Below are 26303 nucleotides of genomic sequence, written 5' to 3'. Positions count from 1 at the left end.
CGGCGAGGCAGACACCGAGGAGGAGAGATGCGCGCGGTACTGGTGAACGGGTTCGGCGGACCGGAGGTCCTGGTGGCCCGGGAGGTGCCCGAACCCGAGGTGGGCCCCGGGCAGGTGCTGGTGGAGGTCGGGGCGTCCAACGTCATGTACCTGGACACCCTGGTCCGGAGCGGCTGGGGACAGGAGTACTTCCCCGTGGCTCCCCCCTACGTCCCCGGCGCGGGCGTGGTCGGGCGGGTGGCCGCACTCGGTGAGGGCGTGGACCCGGGCTGGACGGACGCCGTGGTGGTCACCGACACCGGGCACACGGACGCGTCGGAGGGGCGTGCCACCCTGCCCGTGGACGGGTACGCCGAGCGAACCGCCGTTCCCGTGTCGGCACTGGTCAGGGTGCCCGGGGAAGTGGACCCGAAGGCGGCGCTGGCACTGCTGCACGACGGGCCGACCGCACTGGCGCTGGAGCGGGCCGCAGGCTTCGGCCCCGGCAGCACCGTTCTGGTCGCCGCAGCCGCCGGCGGGGCGGGCAGTCTGACCGTCCAGCTGGCCCGCGCGGCCGGAGCACGGGTCCTCGCCGCCGCCCGGGGAGGGGCCAAACTGGCGCTCGCCCGCGAACTGGGCGCGCACGAGGCCGTGGATTACTCCCGGCCGGGCTGGGAGAAGCGGGTCCTCGAACTCACCGGGGGCGTCGGGGTCGACGTCGCCTTGGACGGTGCCGGGGGCGCTCTGGGCGAGGCGGCCTTCGGGGCCGTGGCCGACGGCGGACGCTTCATCGGCTACGGAACGGCGGGGGGCCGCCTCTCGGAGGTGGACACCGAGGAGGCCGGACGCCGCGGTGTCGAGGTGCTGGGCTTGTTCGACCTGGAGGCACGGGGAGCCGACGACAGGCGGAACGCCCTGCGGCGCATGCTGGAACTGACCCGCCGGGGCGGGATCGCCCCGCATGTGGGGCTGGCCCTGCCGTTGGAGCAGGCGGACCGGGCGCACGCCGCGCTGGAGGGGCGCACGGTCCTCGGCAAGGTCCTGCTGGTGCCCTGAGCGGAGTCCGGCCGCCCGGGTCTCAGCCCTGTTCGGGCGTCCTGGCGGTCAGGTGCCGGCGCAGCTCCGCGGCGGCGGCCCGGGGGTCCGGCGCCTCCGTGATGGCGCGCACGACCACGACCCTGCGGGCACCGGCGTCCAGTACCTGGTCGATGTTGTCGGCGCCGATCCCGCCGATGGCGAACCAGGGGCGGTCGGTGCCCAGGGCCGCGGCCCGCTCCACCAGGTCCAGCCCGGCGGCCGGGCGGCCCGGTTTGGTGGGCGTGGACCAGGTGGGGCCGACACAGAAGTAGTCGCTGCCGGGTTCCTCGGCGGAGGCGGCCGCGGCGTCGACGTCGTTGTTGGAGCGGCCGATGAGGGGATCGGCGCCGATGATGTCCCGGGCCATGGGCACGGGCAGGTCGCGCTGGCCCAGGTGGAGGACGTCGGCGCGCACGGCGCGGGCGATGTCGGCGCGGTCGTTGACCGCGAGCAGGGCGTCGTGCCGCTCGCAGGCCTCCTGCAGCACCTCCAGGGCCGCGATCTCCTCGCGGGCCTCCAGGTCCTTGTCCCGGAGCTGGATGATGTCCACCCCCCCGGCCAGGACGGCGTCGGCGAACTCGGCGAGATCGCCCCGCCCGGTCCGGGCGTCGGTGCACAGGTACAGAAGGGATGCGTCCAGGCGCTTGCGCAGGCTGGTTCCGTGGCTGGTCCTCACACCGTTCACCCTAGGCCCTGGGCCGGGCGGGCCCAAGGGAAGGGAGCGCGACGGCGCGCCCCTCCCCCGCGTGCCCGTCCCAGGAGGCGTGCGAAGGGCGTACCGGGCTCAGAAGGCCATGCCCTGGGCGCGGCGGCGCACCTCGGTTCCCCGGTTCTCGCGCATGGCCTGTATGGGCGTACCCGGCAGGGAGTCGTCGGGTGTGAACAGCCAGCGCAGGGCCTCCTCCGTGGAGAAGCCCGCGTCGCTGAGCAGCATCATCGTGCCCGGCAGCCCCTTGACGAGGTCGTCGCCGTCGACGAACGCGGCGGGGATGGACAACTCACCGCCGCGGACCACACCCACCATGCGGTTCTCGCGGATCAGCGTCTTGATCCGGTTCGGGCTCACGCCCAGCGGCTCAGCCGCCTCCTTGAGGGTCAGCCATTCGCCGACCAGTGTGTCGATGTCGATGTCGCTTTGTGTCACGGCACCAATCTGCCACATCGCGCACGTCCGGTGTACCCGCGGCGCGGACGGGACGGCCCCTCGCCGGGGATCGTCCGGTTCCCTCCTCGACGGAGGTCCTAGGATGGAGGGGACAGACCCACACATCCCGCGGGAGCCGGGTGGGACCCGGCTGAGAGGGAGGCTGTGAGCCTCCGACCGCACGAACCTGATCCGGATCATGCCGGCGAAGGGAGTGGAACCCAGCGTCGTGCGCACTCCGAACGCCCCCCGTTCCGAGACGATTCGTCCTACCGACACGCATGCCGGTGACCGCGGTGTCGTCGTGGTCGGCGGCGGCATCGTCGGGCGCGTCACCGCCTGGCGCGCCGCCCAACGGGGGCTGCCCGTCACCCTGGTCGAACCCGACCCCGTGGCCGAACCGGCCGGGGCCCGCGCCGCCTCCACCGTCGCGGCGGGCATGCTCACCCCCGCCACCGAGGCGGTGTTCGGTGAGGAACCCCTCATGGAGTTGGGGATCCGCTCCGCGGCCATGTACGCCGACTTCGTCGCCGAACTGGAGGAGGCCAGCGGTCTCGGTGTGGGCCACCGCGCCACCGGCACGCTCCTGGTCGCCTTCGACCGCGACGACCTGGCCGTCCTCACCGAACTGCACGAACTCCATCAGCGCCTGGGCGTCGCCACCGAACGCCTGACCAGCCGCGGGTGCCGACGCCTGGAGCCGATGCTGGCGCCGTCCGTGCGCGGCGGCGTCCTGGCCCCCGACGACCACTCCGTGGACCCGCGGCGACTGCTGCGCGCCCTGGCCGTGGCGGGCGGGCGCGCGGGCGTCACCGAGGTCGCGGGTCGGGCCGAGGAGATCCTCGCCCCCGGCCCGGACGGCGCCCGGCTGGGTGTGCGCCTGGACGACGGACGCCTGTTGCCCGCCGACCAGGCGGTACTGGCCGCGGGCTGCTGGGGCGACGCGGTCAGGGTCCCCGAGCCGGTGGTGCCGCCGCTGCGCCCGGTCAAGGGCCAGCTGCTGCGTGCCCGGGTGCCCGCCGGCGAGCCGCCGATCGTCAACCGGACGGTCCGCGGCCTGGTCAGGGGTTTTCCGACCTACCTGGTGCCACGCGCCGACGGCGAGGTGATCATCGGCGCCACCCAGGAGGATCTGGGCCACGACACCGCGCTCACCGCCGGAGGGCTGTGGCAGGTGCTCCGGGACGCACGCGAACTCGTCCCCGGGGTGAGCGAGCTGGAGATCACCGAGACCTGTGTGGGGCTGCGCCCGGGTTCTCCCGACAACGAGCCCCTGCTGGGCCCCACCCGGGTACCGGGGCTGCACCTGGCCGCCGGGCACTTCCGGCACGGGGTGCTGCTGGCCCCGGTCACCGGCGAGGTCATGGCCCGGGCCCTGACCGCCGGCGGCCTGCCGGAGTACGCCCGGCGCTTCGCCGCGGACCGGGTGTCCGGCGGCGACGGAACGACGACGCGGAAGCAGTGGGAGAAGCAGTGGAACTGATCATCAACGGCGACCGCCGCGAGGTCGCCGACGGCACCACCGTGGAGTCGGTCGTGCGCGACCTGACCGCGTCCGGGGGCGGTGAGATCCCCGGCGGCATCGCCGTGGCCGTCAACGACGAGGTGGTGCGCCGCGCCGCGTGGGTCGACAGCGCGCTGGGCGCGGGCGACCGCGTGGACGTCCTCACCGCCGTACAGGGAGGCTGAGCATGGCCGAGCACACCGCCCACGCCGACGACCCGCTCGTGATCGCGGGGACCGCCTTCGGCTCCCGGCTGATCACCGGCACCGGAGGAGCCCCCTCCCTGGAGGTCCTGGAGGAGGCCCTGGTCACCTCCGGCACCGAGTTGACCACCGTGGCGATGCGCCGGGTCTCCCCCGGTACCCAGGGGTCGGTGTGGGACATCCTCACCCGCAACAGGATCCGGGCCCTGCCCAACACCGCCGGGTGCTTCACCGCGGCCGACGCGGTACGCACCGCCCAGCTGGCCCGTGAGGCGCTGGGCACCGACTGGGTGAAGCTGGAGGTGGTGGCGGACGAGCACACGCTGCTGCCCGACCCGGTGGAGCTGCTGGAGGCCGCCGAGCAGCTGGTGGACGAGGGCTTCACCGTGCTGCCCTACACCAACGACGACCCGGTGCTGGCCCGACGCCTGGAGCAGCTGGGCTGCGCGGCGGTGATGCCGTTGGCCGCGCCGATCGGATCCGGGCTGGGCATCCGCAACCCGCACAACCTGGAGCTGATCGTGGAGCAGGCCGGCGTGCCGGTGATCGTGGACGCCGGGATCGGCACCGCGAGCGACGCGGCCCTGGCGATGGAACTGGGCTGTGACGCGGTGCTGCTGGCCACGGCCGTGACCCGTGCCCAGGAGCCGGTGCGGATGGCCGCGGCGATGCGCGACGCCGTCCGAGCGGGCCGCGGCGCCCTCCTGGCCGGGCGCATCCCGGTGCGCCGCCACGCGCGGGCGTCCTCCCCCGGGATCGACTAGGGAGTCCCCGGTGCCTCCGGAACCCCGTCGGCGCCCGAGCCGCACCCCGCCGGAAAGAGTGTGCCCGTTCGCCGGGAAACCGCGGGCGGACGAGAGTTGGGACACCCCATCGGACGCTCGCGTGTGACCCATGCGACCGGAGTCACTCCTGCGGTCGATGTGGCGTCCTGTTCCCCTCCCCGCTCCGGACAGGAGGGGAGCAGGGCGCGGGCGCCCCGGACCAAGAGGCCGTTCGCCGTGGTCAGAGCGGCACTCGACGGATGCGGAAGGAGATGCGGTGAGCCACGCCCGGAGCGTTTGGCCCCGTCCCCTACCGTGGAAAAGGTGTGCGACCCGGCCGAGAGGGCAGCGCGCGCACGAAGACGACCCAGGCGCGGACATCCCCACCAATGGTGGAGCGGGGCGACGCGACCGTGAACCGCGGGGCAGACCTGGCGCGGGCTTCCGCTATCGTGTCGGTTCGACACCCGGTGTCGGGTACGCGCCACCGGCCGCGACAGCCCGCGCTCCCCGCAGCAAGGACACTACTCCGCCGTGGACATGACGACTTCCGACCCGCTCGTAGGCGCCACCCTGGACCGACGCTACTTCGTCGAGTCCAGGATCGCCGGAGGTGGGATGGCGACCGTCTACGTCGCCCACGACCTGAGGCTGGACCGGCGACTGGCCCTGAAGGTGATGCACCCCTCGCTGGCGCAGGACCCCACCTTCGTCCAGCGCTTCATCAACGAGGCGCACTCCGTCGCCAAGCTCTCCCATCCCAACGTCGTCCAGGTCTTCGACCAGGGCGAGGACCAGGGGCACGTGTTCCTCGCCATGGAGTACGTGCCCGGGCGCACCCTGCGTGACCTGCTCAAGTCCCGGGGACGCCTGGCTCCGCGCGACGCGCTGAACGTGATGGCCTCCGTGCTGGCCGCTCTGGGCGCCGCCCACCAGGCGGGCATGGTGCACCGCGACGTCAAGCCCGAGAACGTCCTCATCACCGAGGACGGCCGGGTCAAGGTCGCCGACTTCGGCCTGGCCCGCGCCGTGGAGCAGTCCAACCAGGGCCTGACCCGTACCGGCACCCTCATGGGCACGGCCGCCTACCTGGCCCCCGAGCAGATCGAGCGGGGCACCGCCGACGCGCGCAGCGACGTGTACGCGGCGGGCATCATGCTCTACGAACTGCTCACCGGCGGCCAGCCGCACACCGGCGAGACGCCCATCGCGATCGCCTACCAGCACGTCAACGAGGACGTCCCGCGCCCCTCGCACTTCCTGCCGGGCCTGCCGCCCGAGGTGGACGGGCTGGTCACCAAGGCCACCGAACGCGACCCCAGGTACCGCCTGGGCAACGCGGGCCAGTACCTGGCCAAGGTGCTGGAGGTGCTCAACGGGCTGTCCCCCTCCTCCGCGGCCGACCAGACCCCGCTGACGCCCGTCACCCCGGCGGCGACCACGCCCTCGGTCACCGCCCCGCAGCTCATCGCCGGCGGAGCCGGTCCGGGCACCGAGAACGCCACGATGATCGTGGACATGAACTCCGCCGGCCTGGACGAGGGCGGCTACGACGATGACGACGGGTACGACGACTACCGGCCCGGGCCCGACGACCGCCGCCGCCGCAACCTGCTGATCGGGATCGGTGCGGCGGTCCTGGCGATCGTCGTGCTCGGCTCGGGCTGGTGGTTCCTCTCGGGCCGCTACGCGGACGTTCCGGACGTGGTCGGCTCCACCCCCGAGGCCGCGCGGGAGCTGATCCGCTCCGAGGGCCTGGTCTACGCGCTCTCCGACGAGACCGTCTACAGCGACGTCGAGAAGGGTGCGGTCGCCGAGACCGACCCCGAGGTCGGGACGAGCCTGTCCCCCGAGGACGAGGTCACCGTCTACCTGTCCAAGGGGGCGCAGACGGTGTCCATGCCCGACCTGGAGGGCGAGGACGCCGCCAACGCCCTCAAGCAGATGGAGGACCTCGGTTTCGCCTCGGAGAACGTGGCCCAGGAGGACGTGGACGCCGAGGGCGTCGACCCGGGAACGGTGGTCTCCACCGACCCCGAGGCCGGGGAGGACGCCGACCGGGAGGGGACGGTCACGATCTCCGTCAGCCGCAGTATCTCGGTGCCCGCAGTGGTCGGCCAGGACCTGGATAGCGCGCGCACGACCCTGGAGGATCTCGGCCTGACCATCGAGGTGGTCGAGCAGGAGAGCGAGGACGTCGACGAGGGCAAGGTGATCCAGCAGAGCCCGGACAGCGGCGCCAGCGTCGGCGCCAGCGGCACCGTCACCCTGACCGTCTCCACCGGTCCGCCGGGTGTGGACATCCCCGACGTGGTCGACATGAAGGTGAAGGACGCGCGCAAGGCCCTGGAGGAGGCCGGCTTCAAGGTCAAGGTCGAGCGGATCCTCGGCGGCGACGTCGTGACGCACCAGTCCCACACCGGCGAGGCCCCCAAGAAGACGGAGATCACGCTCACCGCGACCCCGGGCGGTATCGACCTGGGCGACTTCGACGATCGAGACGACGACGACTGACGTGCTCCGGGGGGCGTGTGGACCGGCCGGGTCCGCACGCCCCTTCGCTGTTCCCCGGCCCTACGCGGATCCGGGCGGGATAGGCTCGCCCGCATGGAGAGCGAGTCGGTCCGGGTACTGGTGGTGGACGACCACCCGATGTGGCGCGACGCGGTCGCGCGCGATCTCGGCGAGGCGGGGATCGACGTGGTGGGAACGGCGGGCGACGGGGCCAAGGCGCTGCGCATCGCCCCGGCCACACGCCCCACCCTGGCCGTGGTGGACCTGCACCTGCCGGACATGACCGGAGTCGAGTTGACCGCGGGCCTGCTCGCGCTGCCCGAGCCCCCGAGGGTGCTGGTGCTGTCGGCGAGCGGGGCCGGCGACGACGTGCTGGCCGCGGTGAAGGCGGGTGCGACCGGCTACCTGGTCAAGTCGGCGGGCAGGGAGGAACTGCTGGACGCGGTGCACCGGGTGCACGCGGGCGAGGCCGTGTACACCCCGGGTCTGGCCGGCCTGGTGCTGGGCGAGTACCGCAGGCTGTCGTCGGCGGAGCAGGCCCGGGACCCGGAGGCGCCCGCGCTGACCCCCCGTGAGACCGAGGTACTGCGCCTGGTCGCCAAGGGGCTGGCCTACAAGCAGATCGCGCAACGGCTGGCCATCTCCCACCGCACGGTACAGAACCACGTACAGAACACCCTCACCAAACTGCACCTGCACAACCGGGTGGAACTGGTGCGCTACGCCATAGACCGGGGGCTGGACGGGTGACCGGGGAGAGGGCGGATGACGGGCCCGTTCCCGGCGGCGCCCCACGGCCCCGCGGCGCGGTCCGAAAGCTGCCTTCCTGCGATGGCGGCCCGCCCCCGGTGGGGGGTAGGGGCGGTGGGTCTTCCGGCGCGCGCCTTCACCCCGGGGGTGGGACCGGCTGATGGCGGGTCCGTCTGGCGAGCTCGCCCGGAAGGGGATCCCCGCCTCCGGTCACCGCGGGATCGGTACAGGAACGGTTCAAACGATGTTCGCCCACCCGGGTTGGCCTCGGATCCCCGCGCCTACTATGGTCTAGACCATATGGCGCCATGCGCCTAGGAGCTCACAACGTCGAGGAGAAGTCGAATGCGAGTCGGAGTTCTGACGGGTGGCGGGGACTGCCCTGGTCTGAACGCGGTCATCCGCGCCGTGGTCCGCAAGGGCATCAAGGACTACGGCTACGAGTTCGTCGGCTTCCGGGACGGCTGGCGCGGCCCACTGGAGGGCGACACCATGCCGCTGGACGTGACGGCCGTGCGCGGCATCCTGCCCCGGGGCGGCACCATCCTGGGCTCCTCGCGCACCAACCTCATGAAGATCGAGGGCGGCGTCGAGCGGGTCAAGGACAACATGGCCGGGCTGGGCGTCGACGCCCTGGTCGCCATCGGCGGCGAGGACACCCTGGGCGTGGCCCGCCAGCTGTACGACCGCGGTGTCAACGTCGTCGGCGTGCCCAAGACCATCGACAACGACCTCAACGCGACCGACTACACCTTCGGTTTCGACACGGCCGTGAACATCGCGACGGAGGCGATCGACCGCCTGCACACCACCGCCGAGTCGCACCACCGCGCGCTGGTGGTGGAGGTCATGGGCCGCCACGCCGGATGGATCGCCCTGCACTCGGGCATGGCCGCGGGCGCCAACGTCATCCTCATCCCGGAGCGCCCCTTCGACATCGACGAGGTCGTCAAGCACGTCGAGAGCCGTTTCGAGACCCAGTACGCGCCGATCATCGTGGTCGCCGAGGGCGCCCACCCCAAGGAGGGGCAGATGGAGCTGGCCGCCGGCGAGAAGGACGCCTTCGGCCACGTGCGGCTGGGCGGCATCGGGCAGAACCTGGCCGAGGAGATCGAGAGGCGCACCGGCAAGGAGTCCCGCTCGGTGGTCCTGGGCCACGTGCAGCGCGGCGGCACCCCCAGCGCCTTCGACCGTGTCCTGGCCACCCGCCTGGGCGTGAACGCCATCCAGGCCGTACACGAGAAGTCGTTCGGCAAGATGGTCGGCCTGCAGGGCACCGACATCGTCCGCGTGAACCTGGCCGAGGCCACCGACACCCTCAAGACCGTTCCCGCCGAGCGCTACGAGGAGGCCGAGGTCTTCTTCGGCTAGAAGCCCGGGACCCGGATCCTCCGGGCTCCCCGCCGGATGTCGGCCACCGGCCACGTGCGCCGACCCCTCCGGACCGGTCCGCGCCCCCTCCCAGCTCCCAGGGAGGGGGCGCGCCGCGTCCGGGGCTCCGGCCCGAGGCCCGCGGCCGTCCCTTCCACGTGGCGCCCTTCACCGAGGGCATATCCGAAAATGGATGGAGCGGTGGGGAGGATGTTCGATACTGGAAGACGGCGACGGGCGATCCCGGTCCCGCCACCGCCACACCCACCTCGCACCGGGGCACGAAGGTACTCACCGGAGGTAGCACCATGTCCGCGTCGCCTGATTCCGCGCCGCTCCCCGTGGCCCAGGCCGGATCCGACGCCGGGCTCGGCGAGCTCTGTGTGCTCATGAAGCTCGGCGAGATCGTCCTCAAGGGCTCCAACCGCAAGCTCTTCGAGCGGCGGCTGCACAACAACATCCGCTCCTCCGTGCGCGACCTGGGCGAGGTCCGCCTCTCCCAGCGCGGCGCGGGTGTGATCATCGTGCGCAAGCCCGGGGCCTCCGACCTGGAGATCGCCGAGGTCGCCGACCGCATGGCCAACGTGATGGGCGTGGTGTGGGTGCACCTGGTCCGCCGGGTCGCCAAGGACCTGGACGCGATCACCGACATCGGTGTGCGCTCCATGGCCGGGCGCGAGGGCACCTTCGCCGTGCGCGCCCGCCGCCGCGACAAGCGTTTCGAGATGACCTCCTCGGAGCTGGCCGGCTACCTGGGCTCGAAGATCATCGAGGCGTACGGGTACGGGGTGAGGCTCAAGCGGCCCGACAACACCCTGTACGTGGAGGTGGACAGGGACGAGGCGTTCGTGTTCACCGACGGTGTGCCCGGGCAGGGCGGCCTGCCCGCCGGGATGAGCGGCCGCGGCCTCGTGCTGATGTCGGGCGGGATCGACTCCCCCGTCGCCGCGCACCGGATGATGCGGCGCGGCCTGAAGGTCGACTTCCTGCACTTCTCCGGGATGCCGTTCACCGGGCCGGAGTCCATCTACAAGGCCTACAGCCTGGTCCGCCAGCTGGACCGCTACCAGGTGGGCTCACGGCTGTTCGTGGTCCCCTTCGGCAAGGCCCAGCAGCAGCTGAAGAGTTCGGGGATCGAGCGGCTGCAGATCGTCGCCCAGCGCCGGCTGATGCTCAAGACCGCCGAGGCGCTCGCCGACGACCTGGGCGCGGAGTGCCTGGTCACCGGGGACGCGCTGGGCCAGGTCTCCAGCCAGACCATGACCAACCTGACCGCACTGGACGACGCGGTGGACCTGCCGATCCTGCGCCCGCTCATCGGCATGGACAAGAGCGAGATCATGGACCACGCGCGCCGGATCGGGACGCTGGCCATCTCGGAGCTGCCCGACGAGGACTGCTGCACCATGCTGACCCCGCGCCAGGTGGAGACCGCGGCCAAGATCCCGGACCTGCGCCAGATCGAGAAGCGCCTGGACGCGGCGGAGCTGGCCGAGTACCTGGTCTCCACCGCGCAGGTGCACAAGCCCAGCTTCCTGGGTGACGCGGCGCCCGCTCGCGTGGCCCCCGCGAGCGCGTCGGTGCCCGCCTCCGCCTGAGGGGCCGTCGACGGTGCCCCGGCCCCCGGTGACGGGGTCGGGGCACCGTCGTCTCAGCTCCGCGGGCTCACATACGGGCCAGCTGGAGGCCGGGCGCCGGGGTGAGGGTGCGCCCGGTCAGGGTGGCCAGGGTGCCCGCCAGGTCCCGCAGCTCGGCCAGGTCCTCCTGCAGGAGGGCCTGCGGGCCGTCGCACAGGGCGCTCTCGGGGCTCGGGTGCACGTCCACGATGACGCCGGCGGCGCCGACCGCGACTGCCGCGCGCGAGAGCGGCAGGACCAGGTCGCGCTTGCCGCCCGAGTGGGACGGGTCGACGATCACGGGCAGGTGGGACAGGTTCTGGGCGACCGGGACGGCGCTGATGTCCAGGGTGTTGCGGGTGGCCTTCTCGAAGGTACGGATACCGCGCTCGCACAGGACGATGTCGAGGTTGCCGCGCTGGGCGATGTACTCGGCGGCCATCAACCACTCCTCGATGGTGGCGCTCATGCCGCGCTTGAGCAGGACGGGCTTGCCCGCGTCGCCCACGGCCTGCAGGAGGGCGAAGTTCTGCATGTTGCGGGTGCCGACCTGGAGCATGTCGGCGTAGGAGGCGACGAGTCCGACGTCGGCGGCGTCCACGACCTCGGTGACGATGGGCAGCCCGGTCTCGGCACGCGCGTCGGCGAGGATCTTCAGGCCCTCCTCGCCCAGGCCCTGGAAGGCGTAGGGGGAGGTGCGGGGCTTGTAGGCGCCGCCGCGCAGCAGGGAGGCGCCGGCCTCCAGCGCCATCCTCGCCGCGGCGAGGGTCTGCTCGGGGGTCTCGACGGCGCACGGTCCGGCGATGACGGTGACGTTGTCGCCGCCGATGGGCACACCGCGCACACTGACGACGCTGCGGCCGTCGTGGTTCTCACGGCTGACGAGCTTGTAGGGGACGGAGATGCGCAGGACGTCGCTGACACCCGGCTTGGCGGCCAGGCCCAGGTCCTGGAAGCGCTCGACGTCACCGACGAGGCCGATGATCGTGCGGCTCACGCCGCGCGTCACGTAGGCCTCGCCTCCGGCGGAGGCGACGAGTTCGACGAGGTCGCCGATGTTCTCTGAGGTGGCGTCCGGTGCCATCACGATGACCATGTGGGTTGTCCCTAGCTGCTTGTCGGTTGGAGGACCGAACCGCGCGACGCCCGGAACACGAAGAAGCCCCGGGCTCTACCGGCCCGGGGCTCAAGTCGTCTGTGTCAGCGCAGCGCTTTACAGGCGACCGGGGTATCGGGCCGGTAGCCATAAAAGCGCCAAAAGTTCCGCTGCATGGCAGTGACTATAGCGCACTCGCACCGGTCTCCCGCACAACCGGGGTGAGTGACATGGCTCTCGTCGGCGCCTGGCAGGATGGCCGGACGCCGGGGGCCGCGCCCCCGCCCCGACCGGGCGGGAGTGGCCGCGGGGGCCGAGAGACGAGCGGGGGACGGATTGTCCGAGGGAACGGACGAGGGCGGCACGCGGGAGGACCGGTCGCGGCTGCCTCCGGGCCAGGCGGTGCGCCACGAGCACAAACCGCTGCACTACGGGCCGGTACCCGCCTTCCGTCCACGGAGATGGGACTTTCGGATCATGGGAGCCACCGAGGACCTGGGCTCCTACCGCTGGACGTGGGAGGAGTTCACGCTGCTACCGCGCGCGGACTCGGTGAGCGACTTCCACTGCGTGATGCGCTTCAGCATCCCGGGCGTGCCCTGGCGCGGAGTGAGCGCCGCCGACCTGGTCGCCGCCGCCCCGCCCGCGCCCGAGGTGACGCACGTGATGGCCTGGGGCGAGTACGGCTACAGCGCGAACCTTCGCCTGGACGACTTCCTGTCCGAGGGGGTGCTGCTGGCCACCCACCGGGACGGGGAGCCGCTCGCCCCCGAGCACGGCGCCCCGCTGCGGCTGGTGGTGCCGCACCTGTACGGATGGAAGAGCGTGAAGTGGCTGCGCGCGGTGGAGTACATGACCGCGGACCGCCGGGGCTTCTGGGAGGAGCGCGGATACCACAACCGGGCCGACCCCTGGCGGGAGCAGCGCTTCTCCCACCAGGAGGAGCCGGGCCACGGCCCGCCCCTGTGAGCCCCCGCCGCCGGGACCGGGGGCGAGCGGTCCGGCCCGGCCCCGCGACCGGCGGCGCCTCCCGGAGGCGGCGTACGTCTCAGCGCCGGGGGACGCGCATCTCCACCTCGGTGCCCTGCCCGGGAACCGACACGTACTCGACGGTGCCGCCCAGGTCGCGCAGGCGGCCCCGGACGGACTGGGCCACGCCGAGGCGGCCGTCGGAGCGGGCCTCCTCCAACCGCCCGGGCGGGATACCGGGTCCCTCGTCGCGGACGGACACGGTCACCGCGTCCTCCTCGTCCTCCACCAGAACCCAGGCACGGGTGCCCCGAGGGCAGTGCCACCGCACGTTGTCCAGGGCGGCGAGGACGGCGGCGGCCAGCTCCTCGGCGGTGCGCGCGGGCAGGGTGACGGGCGTGGCGGGCGCCGACACCGACACGTGGACCGACTCGGCGCGGCGCACCAGCTCGCGCAGGTCCACCGACGCGTCGGGCACCGCTCCGCCGGGCCCTCCTCCGGCCTCGCGGCCGGGCCTCCTCCCCGAGACCGCCGGACCCTCCTCGTCTCCCGAAGCCCTCCCGGGCAGTCCGTCGGCGACCAGTGCGCGCAGCCGCACCTCCTGCTCACCGGCCATCCGGCCCAGCTCAGCGGCCTCTCCCCCGGCCTCGGCGCCACGCCGCCGCACCAGGGACAGCACCTGCAGAACCGAGTCGTGGATCGAGCGGGCCAACTGCTCGCGCTCGCGGATGCGTGCCTCCAGCGCGACCGCCCGGGCGAAGCGCGCCTCGGCCTGCCCGGCCACCCTGGCCATGTACCCGACGGCCAGCCCGGACAGGAGCAGCAGCACCACGCCGCGAACGGTCGCGTCGGTCACGGCGGCGCCCATGATCACGCGCAGGGTGGTGTCACAGATCCCGTAGAGCACGGCGACGGCGGCCGCGCCGCGCCTGCCCCAGATGACGCTGGCCGCCAGGGCCGCCCCGGCGAACCAGTAGCCGCTCAGCGGCGGGGCCTGGGTGAGGTAGAACGGCGTGGCCGCGAAAGCGGTGGCGAACAGGCACGCGAAGGCCACCGCCAGGTCGGCGGTGAGCAGGCGCCAGGTGCGGTGCTCGGGTCGGGCGTAGCCGTACGTGGTGGCCACGGTCCACGCCGACATCACCGCCAACACCGCCCAGGCCAGCCAGGGCCGGGACAGGTGCTCGTGGTGCTGGACGGCGAGGACCAGGGAGTAGGCCAGGGCCGCCGCGCGAAAGACGGCGAAGGCTCGCCAGAGGGGGACGTCGAAGCCCAGTGGTCAGACCACCGCCCCGTTGTCGGGCCCGTTGTCGCCGGGAGGCCGGGAGTCGGTCATGCGCAGGATGAGCACGACGAAGCTGACCACGAACGCCAGCACCGCCGCGAACATCAGCCAGCCGGGCAGGGCGATGCCGACGAAGGCCGCACCGAACACCAGCGCCGGCGCGCCCAGCAGGCCGAACCAGGCGGCGATGCCCACCCGGTCGCCCTGGAGCAGGGGCGGCGGGGGCGGCGGCTCGTAGTGGCCCTCCAGTTCCGCCTCGGCCCGGCGCCGGGCCTCCTCGTCCGCGTCGTCGCGACCCTCGTCGGCCTCCGCGTGCCCCCCGTCCAGGAGGTCGCCGCCGGAGGAGGCGTCCCCGTCCCGGTCGGAGGCGCCGAGGTTCTCGACGTCGGGCCAGGCGGCGCGGCGCCGTTCGACGGGGGTGTCGGCGTCGTCGTAGAAGCGGGCGACCAGGTCGTTCCAGACCTCGTCCTCGTCGGCGGGCTCGGCGGGAGCGGCGTCGGGGTCGACGTTGGCGGGCGGGCCGTCCAGCAGGTCGCCGCCGACCGGGGCGTCGGAGGCCGGTGTGCCCGAGGCGGCGGGTCCGCCGCCCTCCTCGTCGTCGGCGTCGGGCCGGGGCTCACGCGGTGCCAGCAGGTCGGGCGCCGCCTCGGGACGGCCCTCCAACCCGGGCAGTTCGGCACCCAGGACCCGCTCTGCGGCGGTCCTCTCCTCCGCGTCCACGTACAGGTGGTCGGTGGACGGATCGTCGGCCTGGCTCCCCGGGGGGTCGAGGACGTCCTCGTCCAGGGGGACGGCGTAGGCGGCGATACCGCTGCGGCGCAGGGCCTCCAGCATCAGGTCGGCGTGCGAGGGCGCGAGCAGGACCAGGGGCACATAGGCGTCGGCGAGCAGGCCGTTGCCCCGACGTTGCGTCATCGGTCGGCTCCTTCCCCGCTTCTACTGTGCTCTCGCACGAAGGCGAGGCTCCCGTCGAAGATGGTGGCGGCGTCATGGTCGAGGGTCGCCACGTGGTAGCTGTCGTGGAGCAGGTGGACCATCAGCCGGGTGTTGACCGCTCTCCTAGCGAGGATACGCAGACTGCGCGGTCCCACAACGTGGTCCTGTGTGCTCCGGTAGGCCAGGATCGGCGCTCGCAAACCGGACATGCCCTCCTGAACTTCGCGCCACAGCTTCGGGAGTGTCGCCGCCGCCGCGGTGGGCACCCGGTCGTAGCCGCCCTCAGTGGTGTCGTCCTTGGAGATGTCGCAGGCCAGGCCGGGTGTGGAGGGCATGATCCGCGAGACCGCCCGGCGGAAGGGGGCGATGAGGGGCAGGCGCCGGTCCTCCACCGTCAGGGAGGGGTTGACGAGAACGGCTCCGTGCACGAGGTCGGGGCGCCTCTGGGCCAGGCGCAGGGTGAGCGCGCCGCCCATGGACAGTCCCATGACGAAGACCTCCGCGCAGCGCGAGGCCAACTCCAGCAGGGCCCGCTCGGCCTCGGCCAGCCAGTCGTCGCTGGTGGTGAGGTTCATGTCCCGCCAGACCGTGCCGTGTCCAGGAAGCAGGGGCGCCTCCACGCTGAGTCCGGCGGCGGCCAGGTACTCGCCCCAGGGCCGCATCGAGTACGGCGAGCCGGTGAACCCGTGGCAGAGCAGGACGCCGACCTCCGACCCGTGGTGGCTGAACGGCTCCGCACCCGGGATCAGGGGGAGGTCGTTGGACGGTCTCACGGAGCGGCTCCAGGAATCATGCGGGACAGGGGACGCGGGTGGCCGGAGCGCGGTCGTCAGAGGCACGCCGAACCCGGCTCCAGCCGTGAGGCTAGCCGCTCGGCGAACTGTTCGCCATGAGTGCACACTAACGCTCCCGGCCCCGGAGCGGAGAGGGGAGTCGCATGCCGCACGGGCCGACTGAGTATCCTCTTCTGCGACGGGCGGACGGCCCGATTGGGGGCGCTTTGGCACTCGCCCCCGCACGGTGGGAGGATGGCGCACGTCAGGCGGCTCTCCCCGTGTCATTCGGGCGCGAGCCCTCCTGGCAATGTCGGCCGAGCGGGACAGTGATCGTGGCAGACCCTGCCCAGTGCTCCCCGCGTGTGCAGGGGTGATCTGAGCGATGTTCTACTGGGTGGTCAAGGCGTTCCTGGGGCCGGTTCTGGCCGTGCTGTGGCAACCGCGTGCCGAGGGTGTGGAGAACGTGCCGCGCCGGGGTCCGGCCATCATGGTCAGCAACCACCTGTCCTTCTCCGACCACTTCTTCGGCCCGCTGCCGCTGCCGCGCAAGATCACGTTCCTGGCCAAGTCCGAGTACTTCACCGGCCCGGGCGTGAAGGGCCTGCTGAGCCGGGCGTTCTTCACCGGCGTGGGGCAGATCCCCATCGACCGCTCCGGCGGCAAGGCCAGCGAGGCGGCACTGCGCACCGGCCTGAGGGTGCTCAAGCGCGGCGACCTGCTGGGGATCTACCCCGAGGGCACCCGCTCCCCCGACGGCAAGCTGTACCGGGGCCGTACCGGTGTGGCCCGTCTGGCACTGGAGTCCAGGGCGCCGGTCGTGCCGATGGCGATGATCAACCTGGAGAAGATCATGCCCCCGGGCCGCACCGTGCCCAAGCTGGGGGTGCGCCCGAAGGTCAGGTTCGGCAAGCCGCTGGACTTCTCCCGCTACTACGGCATGGAGAAGGACCCGCGCGTGCTGCGGGCGGTCACCGACGAGATCATGTACGCGCTGATGGAGCTGTCCGGCCAGGAGTACGTGGACCGCTACGCGCAGTCGATCAAGGCCGAACTGGAGGCCGAGGCCAAGGAGGCCCGGCGCGAGCAGCACGCCGGCGACAAGGACCGCAGACGCACCGAGCGCAGACAGCGCAAGGAGGAGCGCCGCGCCCACCGCAAGGAGAAGCGGGCCGCGCGGAAGGACTCCGAGGACTAGGTCGTGTTTTTTGCACCATTCCGGGCTCGCGTCCACCAGGCCGCCTCTCGCCACGCCTCCGTGCTCGTGGAGCACGACCAGGCCGGACTTCGCACATCGTCTTGCGAGAGATCGCCTGGGACGGCCGCTCGCCGACCCGAAAGCCTTCTAGAAAACACTCCCCAGCACCGTACGGAACGGTCCGGCGGCTGCGCGGACCGGCGGAGACGGCGGTCGGCCCCCGCGGCGCCCACACGGTGGACGCCGCGGGGGCCGACGTGTGTACGGGGCCGCCCGGAACGGCGCCGGTCAGTGCCGGGCGAGGTCGCCCGCACCGACGATGCCCGCCTCGCCGCCGAGTTCGGCCAGGCGCACATCGGCCAGGCGGCGGTTGGGACGGCCCGGGACGTGGCGCGCGAAGGAGGCGCGGACCGGCTCCAGGATGATGGACCCGGCGTCGGAGACCCCGCCGCCCAGGACGAAGCACTCGGGGTCGAGGATGGCGGCCAGGTCGGCCAGGCCGAGTCCGGCCCACTCGCCGACGGCGGTGAAGCACTCCAGGGCCGCCCTGTCCCCCTCCAGCGCGGCCTGGGTGATGACGTGGCCCTGGACCTGTTCGACGACGCCGTCGGCGAGCTTGAGCATGCGCTCGGCGGCCCGGGGTTCGGTGCGGGCCCGGTCCTGGCCCTCGGCGACCAGGGCACGGCCGCTGGCGTACTGCTCCCAGCAGCCGTGGTTGCCGCAGGCGCAACGGCGCCCGTTGGGAACCATCCGGTAGTGGCCGATCTCCGCGGCCACGCCGTAGCGTCCGCGGTGCAGGGCGCCGCCGATGACCAGGCCGCCGCCGATACCGGTGCCCAGGGTGACGCAGACGATGTGGTCGCTGCCGCGTCCGGCCCCGAACCTGGCCTCGGCCCAGGCGGCGGCGTTGGCGTCGTTCTCGATGACGACGGGCAGGCCGACGCGCTCCTGGACACGGTCCCTGAGGGGTTCGTCGCGCAGCCCGAGGTTGACGGCGACCTGGACGGTGGCGCGGTCCTCGTCCACGAACCCGGCCACCCCCACGCCGACCGCCTCGACGGCGCTCCGCCTCGCGCGCAGTTCGTCGACGGCCTTGGCGACGACGTCGGCCAGCCCAGCGGGGTCGTCGCCTGGGGTGGGGTACTTGACCTTGTCCAGGATCTGCCCGTCGTGGTCGACGACTCCGGCGGCGATCTTGGTTCCGCCGATGTCTACGCCGATGGTCAGCATGGGGGCAGCTCCTTCGTACTTACGCCCGAACTCTGACATAAGTCTCAAGGTTCATGGCAGAGGGTTTCCATATGCGAGAGGCCCCTCGATTAAACCAGGCTCCGAGCCGCCCGGGACACCCCTGCCGTGAACCCGCTCCCCGGGCCCCTACTCCCCCGCGGTGACCTGGCGGCCGGTGCCGTCCGCCGCGCCCCCGCCACGACCGGACTCCGGGTTTCCCGCGGAGCTCCGCTGGTCGGCGGCGTCGGTACGGGTCTGCTCCAGGGAGCGCTCGACCACGTCCCAGGTGCGGCCCAGGGCTCCGACCATGGCCAGCCCCGCCCGGCCCAGGTGGCCGGCGACCTCGGGGGCGGACGTGCGCACGATGTCGAGGACCTCCTCCAGCGCGGGACGCTGCTGGTCCGACTCCATGCGGATGGCCTCCTCCCACACGTCTCCCTTGCTCGGGGGCGGCGAGGTGACGGCACTGACCCCGCGCCGGACCCCCGCCGCCAACAGCCTGCGCTGGAGGCTGTCGACCATCCTCAGCGCGTCGTCGACGAGGTCGGGGCCCGTGCCCCCGCCCTCGCCCGGACCACCGTTGCGATCAGTGTTCTCCGTCATGCCGGGTTCCTCCTTCACACCGCGTTGTGCTTCACGGTAACCGTCACCCGAGACGTCCGGGAGGCTTCTCGGGGCAGGATCAGGGAGGAACCAGGGTGGGCGCGCGGCGGCGCGGCACCGGGGCGCGAAAGGAGGCAGCCCTCCCAGGAACCTCACAGAGTTCATAAACGTTACATATGGCGCACAGTCCTCTTGACGTGCACAAAAGTCACGTCAAGCGTATAGTCTCGCGTGCGTACGAGGAGTAACCGGGATCACTGCTCCGACCTGCGCGTTCCCGGGCGGCCCGCGTGGCCTCACACACCACGGGAAACGGGCCCGGCACCGCGTACGCACCCTGCCCCGGGGGCGGGAGCCGACGCGTCCGGCGCAGAGGGAGCACCGCTTCGAGCAGCGCGTTCACCTCGCCCCGCGCCTCGGCCAGGATTACCTTTGGATACCGAACGGCACCACTTTCTACTCATGAGTAGGGTTCTGTTGTTACGGTCGTCACGTCCCCATCACCAGAACCCCGTACATGTCCAGGAGCACCACGTGCGCGAATACAGCTCTCCCGCGAAGGCTGAGATCTCCGATGACGCGCGACTGACCGACACGCTCTACGAGCGCGCGGCCAGCGAGCCCGACGCCGTCGCCGCCCGTCGGCAGGAGTCCGGCCAGTGGCACGACGTCACCGTGGCGGAGCTGCACGGCGACATCGCCGCGTACGCCAAGGCCCTGATCGACGCGGGCGTCGAGCACGGTGACCGCGTCGCCCTGATGTCGCGCACCCGCTACGAGTGGACCGTCGTCGACTACGCCGTCTGGTCCATCGGCGGCGTGACCGTACCGATCTACGAGACCTCCTCCGCCGAGCAGATCGAGTGGATCCTGTCCGACTCCGGCGCCAAGGCCGTCTTCGTGGAGAACGAGGAGCACGCCCAGCGCGTGGAGTCGATCCGGGAAGGGGCCCCCGAGCTCGGCCCGCTCTGGAAGTTCGACGGCCCCGAGTACGCCGAGCTGCGCTCCACGGGCACCGAGGTCAACGACGACGCGCTGGACAAGCGCCGCACCGCGGTCAAGGTCGACGACATCGCCACCCTCATCTACACCTCGGGCACCACCGGGCGCCCCAAGGGATGCGAGCTCACCCATCGCAACTTCCTGTTCATCGCCCGCAACGCGCTCAACGGCCCGGCCAAGCAGGTCCTGCTCAGCAAGGAGAATCCCTCCACCCTGCTGTTCCTGCCCCTGGCCCACGTCTTCGCCCGCTTCGTACAGGTCATGGTCATCGAGGCCAAGGCCACCCTCGGCCACTTCCCCTCCACCGGCCCGGAGCTGATCGAGCAGTTCTCGGTCTTTCGCCCGACCTTCCTCCTCGCGGTCCCCCGCGTGTTCGAGAAGGTCTACACCAAGGCCGAGCAGAAAGCCTCGGCCGAGGGCAAGGGCAGGATCTTCAACGCCGCCGCCGAGACCGCCATCGCCTACAGCAAGGCGCTCGCCACCGGCCGCGTCCCCCTGGGCCTCAAGCTCAGGCACGCGCTGTTCGGCAAGCTGGTCTACGGCAAGCTGCTCGCGGCGCTGGGCGGCAACGCCGACTACGCCGTCTCCGGCGGCTCCGCGCTGGGCGCCCGCCTCGGCCACTTCTTCCGCGGCATCGGCTTCACCATCATCGAGGGCTACGGACTCACCGAGACCACCGCTCCCACCTCCGTGAACAGCCCCGAGTTCAACAAGATCGGCACCGTGGGCCAGCCGCTGCCCGGTACCACCGTGAAGATCGCCGACGACGGCGAGATCCTCCTCAAGGGCGACCACATCATGGTCGGCTACTGGAAGAACGAGAAGGCCACCAAGGACGCCTTCACCGAGGACGGCTTCTACCGCACCGGCGACCTGGGCGCGCTGGACGAGGACGGCTTCCTGAGCGTCACCGGCCGCAAGAAGGAGATCATCGTGACCGCGGGCGGCAAGAACGTCGCCCCGGCCGTGTTGGAGGACCGCATCCGCGCCCACGCCCTGGTCAGCCAGTGCATGGTGGTCGGCGACAACCGCAAGTTCATCGCCGCACTCGTCACGATCGACCCCGACTCGTTCGCGCAGTGGAAGGAAGCCAACGACAAGACCGGTGAGATCTCCGACCTGACCGAGGACCCGGACCTGAACGCCGCCGTCCAGGAGGCCGTGGACAACGCCAACAAGGCGGTGTCCAAGGCCGAGGGCATCAAGAAGTTCAAGATCCTGCCCAGCGACTTCACCGAGGAGAGCGGCCAGATGACCGCGTCCCTGAAGGTCAAGCGCCACGTGGTCAGCAAGCAGTGGAGCAAGGAGATCGAAGACATCTACGCGGGCTGAGCCCCCGTGGTACCGCGCGCCGGAGCCGGTCGCCCCTCGGGGCGGCCGGCTCCGGTCGTTTCCCGGTGCCCCGCCGCCGCGGGTGCCCGGCCACCCTGGTCGGACGGACACCCGGTGCCCGTCGGGCGCCCGGTGCCCCCGCCGGACGGATGGGGGCCGTGGCTCCTCCCCTCCCCTCCGCCGACCGTCAGCGCGCGGGCCCCGGAAGGCGGAGCCCCACCCCCGGAGGAACCCGCTCACCCGGCCACGGACGGCCACGCGCCCGCACGGAGGCCGCCAGGGCCCCGAGCACGGAGGAGCGCGCCCGAGATCCGGCGGGGGCGGACAGGACCGCACGGAGGCGCACAGCACGACGGACCCGGCCGCACTCGCGGCCGGGTCCGTCGATGACGTGCCGGACGCCCTAGTGGGCGGCCTCCTTCTCACCCTCCGGAGCGGAGTGGTGCAGGTGGTGGCCGCTGTGCTCCTCCACGTCGTCGAAGGGCACGTTGTCCTTGGTGTACCAGTGGGCCAGGGCACGGCGGATCTTCCCGGTGCCCTTGCGGGCCTCGGGGTTCTCCACACCCTTGTCGTCGACGTCGGCGTCGTCGGCCAGCGCCGTCGAGGTGATGGTCGGCTTGCTCTTCAGGACGTGGGCCGTCTCCTCGGAGTTGCGCTTGTGCACCTCGATGAACTCACCGCTGGGCAGCTGCTGGATGGTCCCGCTCTCGTAACCGTGCTCCAGGGTCTCCCGGTCACGGCGCTGCAGTCCCAGGCAGATCCGCTTGGCGACGAGGAAGGCCACGATCGGACCCACGATGGCCAGTACACGGAAGATGTACGTGGTCAGGTACAGGTCGATCGAGAAGGTCTCCGACAGGATGTCGTTGGCCCCGGCCAGCCAGAGCACGCCGTAGAAGGTGACGCCCGCGGCGCCCACGCCGGTGCGCGTCGGCGCGTTGCGCGGACGGTCGACGACGTTGTGCGCCCGCTTGTCCCCGGTGATCCACTGCTCGACGAACGGCCAGGCGGCCAGACCGCCGAAGACCAGGCCCGGAACGACCAGGCCCGGCACCAGCACGGCCGTCGGGATCGCGTACCCGAAGAGCGTGAGGTCGAACCAGTTCGGGAAGATGCGCAGCGACCCCTCCATGAAGCCCATGTACCAGTCGGGCTGGAGCCCGGAGGTGATGGACGTCGGGGTGAAGGGCCCGAACAGGTGGATCGGGTTGACCTGGACGAACGCGCTCAGTCCCGCGGTCACGGCGAACGTGAAGAAGAAGAACCCGCCGGCCTTGACCGCGAACGCCGGGAACATGGGTGTCCCGACCACGGTCTTGTCCGTATGCCCCTTCCCCGGGTACTGGGTGTGCTTCTGGTGCCACAGGATCATGATGTGCGCCACGATCAGGCCCAGCAGCAGCGCCGGGATCGCCAGCACGTGCAGCATGTACAGCCGCGTGATGATGTCCTCGCCGGGGAACTCCCCGCCGAAGAGGAACATCGAGATGTACGGGCCGACCAGCGGCAGCGCCAGCATCACGCCCTGGAGGATCCGGACGCCCATGCCCGAGGGCAGGTCGTCGGGCAGCGAGTAGCCGAAGAGGCCCTCGAGCATGGCCAGGACGAAGATCGCGACACCGATCAGCCAGTTGATCTCGCGCGGCTTGCGGAACGCACCGGTGAAGAACACGCGGAGCATGTGCACCACCAGCGAGGCCACGAAGATCAGTGCGGACCAGTGGTGGATCTGCCGGACCAGGAACCCGCCGCGCACCTCGAAGTCGATGTACAGCGTGGAGGCGTAGGCCTCGGACATGGGAACGCCCTGCAGGCGCTCGTAGGAGCCGTCGTAGATGACCTCCACCATGCTCGGCTTGAACCAGAGCGTGAGGAAGACACCCGTGAGCAGCAGGATGATGAACGAGTACAGCGCGATCTCACCCAGCATGAACGACCAGTGGTTCGGGAAGACCTTGCGCAGGTTCTTCTCGCCGGTCTTGGCCAGGTGGAAGCGGTCGTCGATGAAATTGCCGACGCCGCGAAGCGCCTTGGGTGCTTGCGTGGTCTTACTCATCGACTAGTCCTTCGCGTAATCCCAGAACGTCGGACCGGGCGGCTGAGTGAAGTCGCCGGTCGCGATGAGGTAGCCCTCATCGTCGACGCTGATCGGCAGCTGCGGCAACGGGCGGTGCGCCGGGCCGAAGACGACCTCGGCCGCGTTCGCGGCGTCGAACGTCGACTGGTGGCACGGGCACAGGATGCGGTGCGTCGTGCGCTCGTACAGGGCCGCCGGGCAGCCCACGTGGGTGCAGATCTTGGAGTAGGCGATGATGCCGTTGTGCGTCCAGTTCAGACGCGTCACGCCGTCGGTGCCCTCGATCTCCTCGGTCATCCGCTCCTCCCACTCGTCCTCCGGGATCTTGATCAGGAGGACCACGGACTTGGCCTGCTCGTCGAGGCTGATCCCGTGCGGGTGGTCCTCGTCGTCGATCGCGGGCAGGGCCGAGATCATCGCGTTGGGATCGTCCTCGAAGTCGTCGGCGCGGATGGCGCGGTGGGTGCCCTCGACGTACATGCGCAGGCCGGGCTCCCACACGGTGTTCTTGAGCTTGCCGCCGGGCAGCGGGCCGGTGTCGCGCAGCAGCACGATCGGCGCCAGGCCCAGCGGCAGCATCGCCAGGATGAGCGTGCGCCGCATCAGCGGGCGCTTGGTGAAGCCGCTCTCGTCGGCGCTCCTCATGAAGAACGCGCCGAAGGAGCCCTTCTCCTGCTCGTCGGAGGGCAGCTCGTCGTAGGGCGAGGCCACCTCGTAGTGGGGCATCACCTGGCGGGCCCAGACCGTCATACCCGCGCCGATACCGAACATGGCGAGGGTGAGCGTGCCGCCCAGCAGCATGTTCGAGTACTGGGCGATCTGCGGGTCGGCGATCGCCTCCGGCCCGAACACGAAGTAGGAGGCCAGGAAGCCGATACCGCCGAGGAAGGCCAGGACGAACCACACCGAGGCGATCTTCTCGCCCCGCCGCTGCATCTCCTCCGGCCGCGCGTGCGTCTCGGATGCCTTGTAGGGGCCCTCGTGGCCGCTCTCCGGGGCCGCGGAGGTCCCGGACACCACGCCTTCTCCGGCCTTGGGGGTACCGACCACACGCTCTGGTGCGGGGCCCTCGGCCTCGTTGTTGTCGTTGGTGTTGTTCTCAGTCATGGGCTCGCTGCTTCGCGGTGATCCAGATCGCGCAGGCAATGATCAGGGAGAGGCCGACGACCCACGCGATGAAGCCCTCGGCCACCTGGCCGACCCTTTCCAGGGCGAAGATGCCGCCCGCGTCCGGTTCGGACTGGAGAGTCTTCACGTAGGAGATGAGCTCCTGCTTCTCCTCGGGTTCGATGACGCCGTCGCTGAACATCGGCATGGCGCCGGGCCCGCTGACCATGGCCTCGTAGATCTGACGCGGTGACGCGGCGTGGATCTCGGGGGCCCAGCGGCCATCGGTGAGGGCGCCGCCGCCGCCCGACCAGCCGTGGCAGTGCGCACAGTTGGTCAGGTAGAGCCGCATGCCCATGTCGGTGTCCTCGGCACCCTCGATGTAGGCCTCGTACTCGGTCTGGTACTCCTCGACCGCGGCCTCGTAGGCCGCCTCGTCCTCGAACTCCGAGCGGTCGGGCGCCTCGTCGGGAACGTCGTAGGGGATGTCGGGGCCCAGATCGTCGGTCCTGATCTCCGCGTTGTAGTAGGCGATCAGGTTCTGCAGGTCCTGCTCGGACATGGCCATGGGCTTGCGCGGCATCTGGCTGTCCGGGTCCATGGAGGGCATGCGACCGGTGCTGACCTGGAAGTTGACGGCCGCGGGGCCGACCCCGCGGATGTCGGGGCCGTTGGCGGTCCCGCTGCCGTCGTAGTTGTGGCAGGTCGCGCACGTCTGGTCGAAGACCTCCTTGCCCTCGAGGACGTCCACGTCATCCTGTGACGGAGCGTCAGCGGCGAGGGTCTGCGCACGGGCCTGGTCGGCGGTGGGCGCCAGGGCGGCGTATCCCACCCCGAACAGGGCTAGCGCGAGGATGACGACGACATACCCCGCCAGGGGATGCCGTCGCCGCGCGGTAATCCATTTCACGGTTTCCCCGTTTCGGGTTACTGGATGAAGTAGATGGTGCAGAACAAAGCGATCCAGACCACGTCGACGAAGTGCCAGTAGTAGGACACGACGATCGCGCTGGTCGCCTGCTGGTGGGTGAAGCGCCTCGCGGCGTACGTGCGTCCCAGCATGATGAGGAACGCGACCAACCCACCGATGACGTGGAGTCCGTGGAAGCCCGTGGTCAGGAAGAACATCGACCCGTAGGCGCTCGACTGCAGAGTCAGGCCCTCGTGGAGGATGAGCTCGTAGTACTCATAGGCCTGTCCGAGAACAAAGAACAGGCCCATGAAGAACGTGATGTAGAACCACATGCGCAGCTTCTTGACGTCACCGCGCTCTGCGGCCCAGACGCCGGCCTGCGCGGTGAAGCTGGAGGCCACCAGGACGAGGGTGATGGCCGACGCCCACGGAACGTTGAGGTGGGTCGCCGGCCATGCCCCCAGTTCGGGGTTTCCGTTCGTCACCGATCGGATGGTGAAGTACATCGCGAACAGCGCGGCGAAGAACATGAGTTCGTTGGCCAGCCACACGATGGTGCCAACGCTCACCAGGTCAGGACGCTTTGCCGCACCATGTGCTGGTGTCGGTGCTGTATTTGGGTTCGCGGTTGCTGTCGCCACGGGAGCATTATTACGGCATCTCGCGCAGGCCCGTACCCGACCCCCCGTAACGCGACGGATCGGTGTCGGCTCGGAGCGCCCCAGAGCCCCCGGACGGGCTGTTCACCGTGACTGGGACGTTACTGTAGCGGGTCGGCCCTCTCTCGCGGTCGCACGACGCGCCCGGAAGGACCGAAAATCGCGATCCTGGGCGGCTGAGGCGTTTCGTACCCCCACGGATGA

Annotated in this window: 23 protein-coding genes and 1 riboswitch; of the genes, 11 read left to right on the top strand and 12 right to left on the bottom strand. The window is 71.3% G+C overall.

Going from position 1 to position 26303, the window contains the following annotated elements; all coding sequences use genetic code 11:
• Positions 1-27 precede the first annotated feature (27 nt).
• Entirely contained in the window at positions 28-1035 is a 1008-nt protein-coding gene (locus FYX01_RS20065) for a zinc-binding dehydrogenase (RefSeq protein ID WP_150243687.1), read from the top strand.
• Between the two features lie 22 nt (positions 1036-1057).
• Here FYX01_RS20065 and thiE read toward each other — a convergent pair whose 3' ends face one another.
• The gene (thiE, locus tag FYX01_RS20060) at positions 1058-1732 is read right to left on the bottom strand and encodes a thiamine phosphate synthase (RefSeq protein ID WP_150243685.1); all 675 of its coding nucleotides are present in this window, start codon (positions 1730-1732) and stop codon (positions 1058-1060) included.
• A 108-nt stretch (positions 1733-1840) separates the two neighbouring features.
• Positions 1841-2218, bottom strand: a complete 378-nt coding sequence (locus FYX01_RS20055; protein ID WP_190394404.1) for an Rv2175c family DNA-binding protein — start codon at positions 2216-2218, stop codon at positions 1841-1843.
• Between the two features lie 101 nt (positions 2219-2319).
• Positions 2320-2431, top strand: a riboswitch (TPP riboswitch).
• On the opposite strand from FYX01_RS20055, the gene thiO reads away from it, so the two are divergent.
• The 7 genes from thiO to thiI all read left to right on the top strand — a co-directional run bounded on the left by thiO (position 2400) and on the right by thiI (position 10904).
• Positions 2400-3683 carry a glycine oxidase ThiO gene (gene thiO / locus FYX01_RS20050; protein WP_150243681.1) on the top strand — a complete coding sequence of 428 codons (1284 nt, stop codon included), beginning with the start codon at positions 2400-2402 and terminating at the stop codon, positions 3681-3683. It overlaps the preceding riboswitch by 32 nt.
• Complete coding sequence (gene thiS, locus FYX01_RS20045; protein WP_150243679.1) at positions 3674-3889, top strand: sulfur carrier protein ThiS; 216 nt, start codon at positions 3674-3676, stop codon at positions 3887-3889. The genes thiO and thiS overlap by 10 nt, the downstream gene beginning before the upstream one ends.
• A gap of 2 nt (positions 3890-3891) precedes the next feature.
• Positions 3892-4671 carry a thiazole synthase gene (locus FYX01_RS20040; protein WP_150243677.1) on the top strand — a complete coding sequence of 260 codons (780 nt, stop codon included), beginning with the start codon at positions 3892-3894 and terminating at the stop codon, positions 4669-4671.
• Between the two features lie 534 nt (positions 4672-5205).
• Positions 5206-7185, top strand: coding sequence for a Stk1 family PASTA domain-containing Ser/Thr kinase (pknB, locus tag FYX01_RS20035; protein WP_150243675.1), 1980 nt, complete (start codon positions 5206-5208; stop codon positions 7183-7185).
• A 93-nt stretch (positions 7186-7278) separates the two neighbouring features.
• Positions 7279-7935: a response regulator gene (locus FYX01_RS20030; protein WP_150243673.1), complete on the top strand. Its 657-nt coding sequence runs from the start codon at positions 7279-7281 to the stop codon at positions 7933-7935.
• A 345-nt stretch (positions 7936-8280) separates the two neighbouring features.
• A complete protein-coding gene (locus FYX01_RS20025) occupies positions 8281-9306 on the top strand; it encodes a 6-phosphofructokinase (RefSeq protein WP_150243670.1) in 1026 nt (341 codons plus the stop codon).
• A 308-nt stretch (positions 9307-9614) separates the two neighbouring features.
• Positions 9615-10904 (top strand): tRNA uracil 4-sulfurtransferase ThiI, encoded by a 1290-nt coding sequence (gene thiI, locus FYX01_RS20020; RefSeq protein ID WP_150243668.1) that lies wholly within the window; start codon positions 9615-9617, stop codon positions 10902-10904.
• A 67-nt stretch (positions 10905-10971) separates the two neighbouring features.
• On the opposite strand, the gene aroF is transcribed toward thiI, so the two are convergent.
• Complete coding sequence (aroF, locus tag FYX01_RS20015) at positions 10972-12018, bottom strand: 3-deoxy-7-phosphoheptulonate synthase (RefSeq protein ID WP_150243666.1); 1047 nt, start codon at positions 12016-12018, stop codon at positions 10972-10974.
• Between the two features lie 336 nt (positions 12019-12354).
• Here aroF and FYX01_RS20010 point away from each other — a divergent pair, with 336 nt between their 5' ends.
• Positions 12355-12987 (top strand): molybdopterin-dependent oxidoreductase, encoded by a 633-nt coding sequence (locus FYX01_RS20010; RefSeq protein ID WP_150243664.1) that lies wholly within the window; start codon positions 12355-12357, stop codon positions 12985-12987.
• A 79-nt stretch (positions 12988-13066) separates the two neighbouring features.
• Here the strand turns inward: FYX01_RS20010 and macS are convergent, their stop codons facing one another.
• From macS to FYX01_RS19995, 3 genes are read right to left on the bottom strand one after another with little or no spacing between them, the layout of a single operon-like run.
• Positions 13067-14206 (bottom strand): MacS family sensor histidine kinase, encoded by a 1140-nt coding sequence (gene macS / locus FYX01_RS20005; protein ID WP_394350493.1) that lies wholly within the window; start codon positions 14204-14206, stop codon positions 13067-13069.
• Positions 14207-14263: 57 nt separating this feature from the next.
• Positions 14264-15184 carry a hypothetical protein gene (locus FYX01_RS20000; RefSeq protein ID WP_150243660.1) on the bottom strand — a complete coding sequence of 307 codons (921 nt, stop codon included), beginning with the start codon at positions 15182-15184 and terminating at the stop codon, positions 14264-14266.
• Positions 15181-15978, bottom strand: coding sequence for an alpha/beta hydrolase (locus FYX01_RS19995; RefSeq protein WP_150243658.1), 798 nt, complete (start codon positions 15976-15978; stop codon positions 15181-15183). Before FYX01_RS19995 ends, FYX01_RS20000 begins: the two co-directional genes overlap by 4 nt.
• A gap of 385 nt (positions 15979-16363) precedes the next feature.
• Between FYX01_RS19995 and FYX01_RS19990 the strand changes: the two genes are divergently transcribed.
• Positions 16364-17176, top strand: a complete 813-nt coding sequence (locus tag FYX01_RS19990) for a lysophospholipid acyltransferase family protein (protein ID WP_150243656.1) — start codon at positions 16364-16366, stop codon at positions 17174-17176.
• A gap of 288 nt (positions 17177-17464) precedes the next feature.
• Here the strand turns inward: FYX01_RS19990 and FYX01_RS19985 are convergent, their stop codons facing one another.
• Together FYX01_RS19985 and FYX01_RS19980 are read right to left on the bottom strand one after the other, a co-directional pair.
• Positions 17465-18406, bottom strand: coding sequence for an ROK family glucokinase (locus tag FYX01_RS19985; RefSeq protein WP_150243654.1), 942 nt, complete (start codon positions 18404-18406; stop codon positions 17465-17467).
• 147 nt (positions 18407-18553) lie between these two features.
• Positions 18554-19009 carry a hypothetical protein gene (locus FYX01_RS19980; RefSeq protein ID WP_150243652.1) on the bottom strand — a complete coding sequence of 152 codons (456 nt, stop codon included), beginning with the start codon at positions 19007-19009 and terminating at the stop codon, positions 18554-18556.
• 534 nt (positions 19010-19543) lie between these two features.
• Between FYX01_RS19980 and FYX01_RS19975 the strand changes: the two genes are divergently transcribed.
• Positions 19544-21343: an AMP-dependent synthetase/ligase gene (locus FYX01_RS19975; RefSeq protein WP_150243650.1), complete on the top strand. Its 1800-nt coding sequence runs from the start codon at positions 19544-19546 to the stop codon at positions 21341-21343.
• Between the two features lie 403 nt (positions 21344-21746).
• On the opposite strand, the gene qcrB is transcribed toward FYX01_RS19975, so the two are convergent.
• From qcrB to ctaE, 4 genes are read right to left on the bottom strand one after another with little or no spacing between them, the layout of a single operon-like run.
• Positions 21747-23399, bottom strand: coding sequence for a cytochrome bc1 complex cytochrome b subunit (gene qcrB, locus FYX01_RS19970; RefSeq protein ID WP_150243648.1), 1653 nt, complete (start codon positions 23397-23399; stop codon positions 21747-21749).
• Between the two features lie 3 nt (positions 23400-23402).
• Entirely contained in the window at positions 23403-24527 is a 1125-nt protein-coding gene (gene qcrA, locus FYX01_RS19965) for a cytochrome bc1 complex Rieske iron-sulfur subunit (RefSeq protein WP_150243646.1), read from the bottom strand.
• Positions 24520-25437: a cytochrome bc1 complex diheme cytochrome c subunit gene (qcrC, locus tag FYX01_RS19960; protein WP_150243644.1), complete on the bottom strand. Its 918-nt coding sequence runs from the start codon at positions 25435-25437 to the stop codon at positions 24520-24522. The genes qcrA and qcrC overlap by 8 nt, the downstream gene beginning before the upstream one ends.
• A gap of 17 nt (positions 25438-25454) precedes the next feature.
• Entirely contained in the window at positions 25455-26081 is a 627-nt protein-coding gene (ctaE, locus tag FYX01_RS19955) for an aa3-type cytochrome oxidase subunit III (RefSeq protein WP_190394403.1), read from the bottom strand.
• Between the last annotated feature and the right edge of the window lie 222 nt (positions 26082-26303).

The organism is Nocardiopsis quinghaiensis, assembly GCF_008638365.1.
GTDB classification, from domain to species: domain Bacteria; phylum Actinomycetota; class Actinomycetes; order Streptosporangiales; family Streptosporangiaceae; genus Nocardiopsis; species Nocardiopsis quinghaiensis.
Note: the sequence above shows the minus strand (reverse complement) of the source record. Positions and strands in the feature narration are given on the sequence as shown.

Coding starts and splice junctions, on each gene's coding strand:
- FYX01_RS20065 (WP_150243687.1), top strand. CDS start 28: ATGCGCGCGGTACTGGTGAACGGGTTCGGCGGACCGGAGGTCCTGGTG.
- FYX01_RS20055 (WP_190394404.1), bottom strand. CDS start 2,218: ATGTGGCAGATTGGTGCCGTGACACAAAGCGACATCGACATCGACACA.
- thiO (WP_150243681.1), top strand. CDS start 2,400: ATGCCGGCGAAGGGAGTGGAACCCAGCGTCGTGCGCACTCCGAACGCC.
- FYX01_RS20040 (WP_150243677.1), top strand. CDS start 3,892: ATGGCCGAGCACACCGCCCACGCCGACGACCCGCTCGTGATCGCGGGG.
- FYX01_RS20030 (WP_150243673.1), top strand. CDS start 7,279: ATGGAGAGCGAGTCGGTCCGGGTACTGGTGGTGGACGACCACCCGATG.
- FYX01_RS20025 (WP_150243670.1), top strand. CDS start 8,281: ATGCGAGTCGGAGTTCTGACGGGTGGCGGGGACTGCCCTGGTCTGAAC.
- thiI (WP_150243668.1), top strand. CDS start 9,615: ATGTCCGCGTCGCCTGATTCCGCGCCGCTCCCCGTGGCCCAGGCCGGA.
- aroF (WP_150243666.1), bottom strand. CDS start 12,018: ATGGTCATCGTGATGGCACCGGACGCCACCTCAGAGAACATCGGCGAC.
- FYX01_RS20000 (WP_150243660.1), bottom strand. CDS start 15,184: ATGACGCAACGTCGGGGCAACGGCCTGCTCGCCGACGCCTATGTGCCC.
- FYX01_RS19990 (WP_150243656.1), top strand. CDS start 16,364: ATGTTCTACTGGGTGGTCAAGGCGTTCCTGGGGCCGGTTCTGGCCGTG.
- FYX01_RS19985 (WP_150243654.1), bottom strand. CDS start 18,406: ATGCTGACCATCGGCGTAGACATCGGCGGAACCAAGATCGCCGCCGGA.
- FYX01_RS19980 (WP_150243652.1), bottom strand. CDS start 19,009: ATGACGGAGAACACTGATCGCAACGGTGGTCCGGGCGAGGGCGGGGGC.
- qcrB (WP_150243648.1), bottom strand. CDS start 23,399: ATGAGTAAGACCACGCAAGCACCCAAGGCGCTTCGCGGCGTCGGCAAT.
- qcrA (WP_150243646.1), bottom strand. CDS start 24,527: ATGACTGAGAACAACACCAACGACAACAACGAGGCCGAGGGCCCCGCA.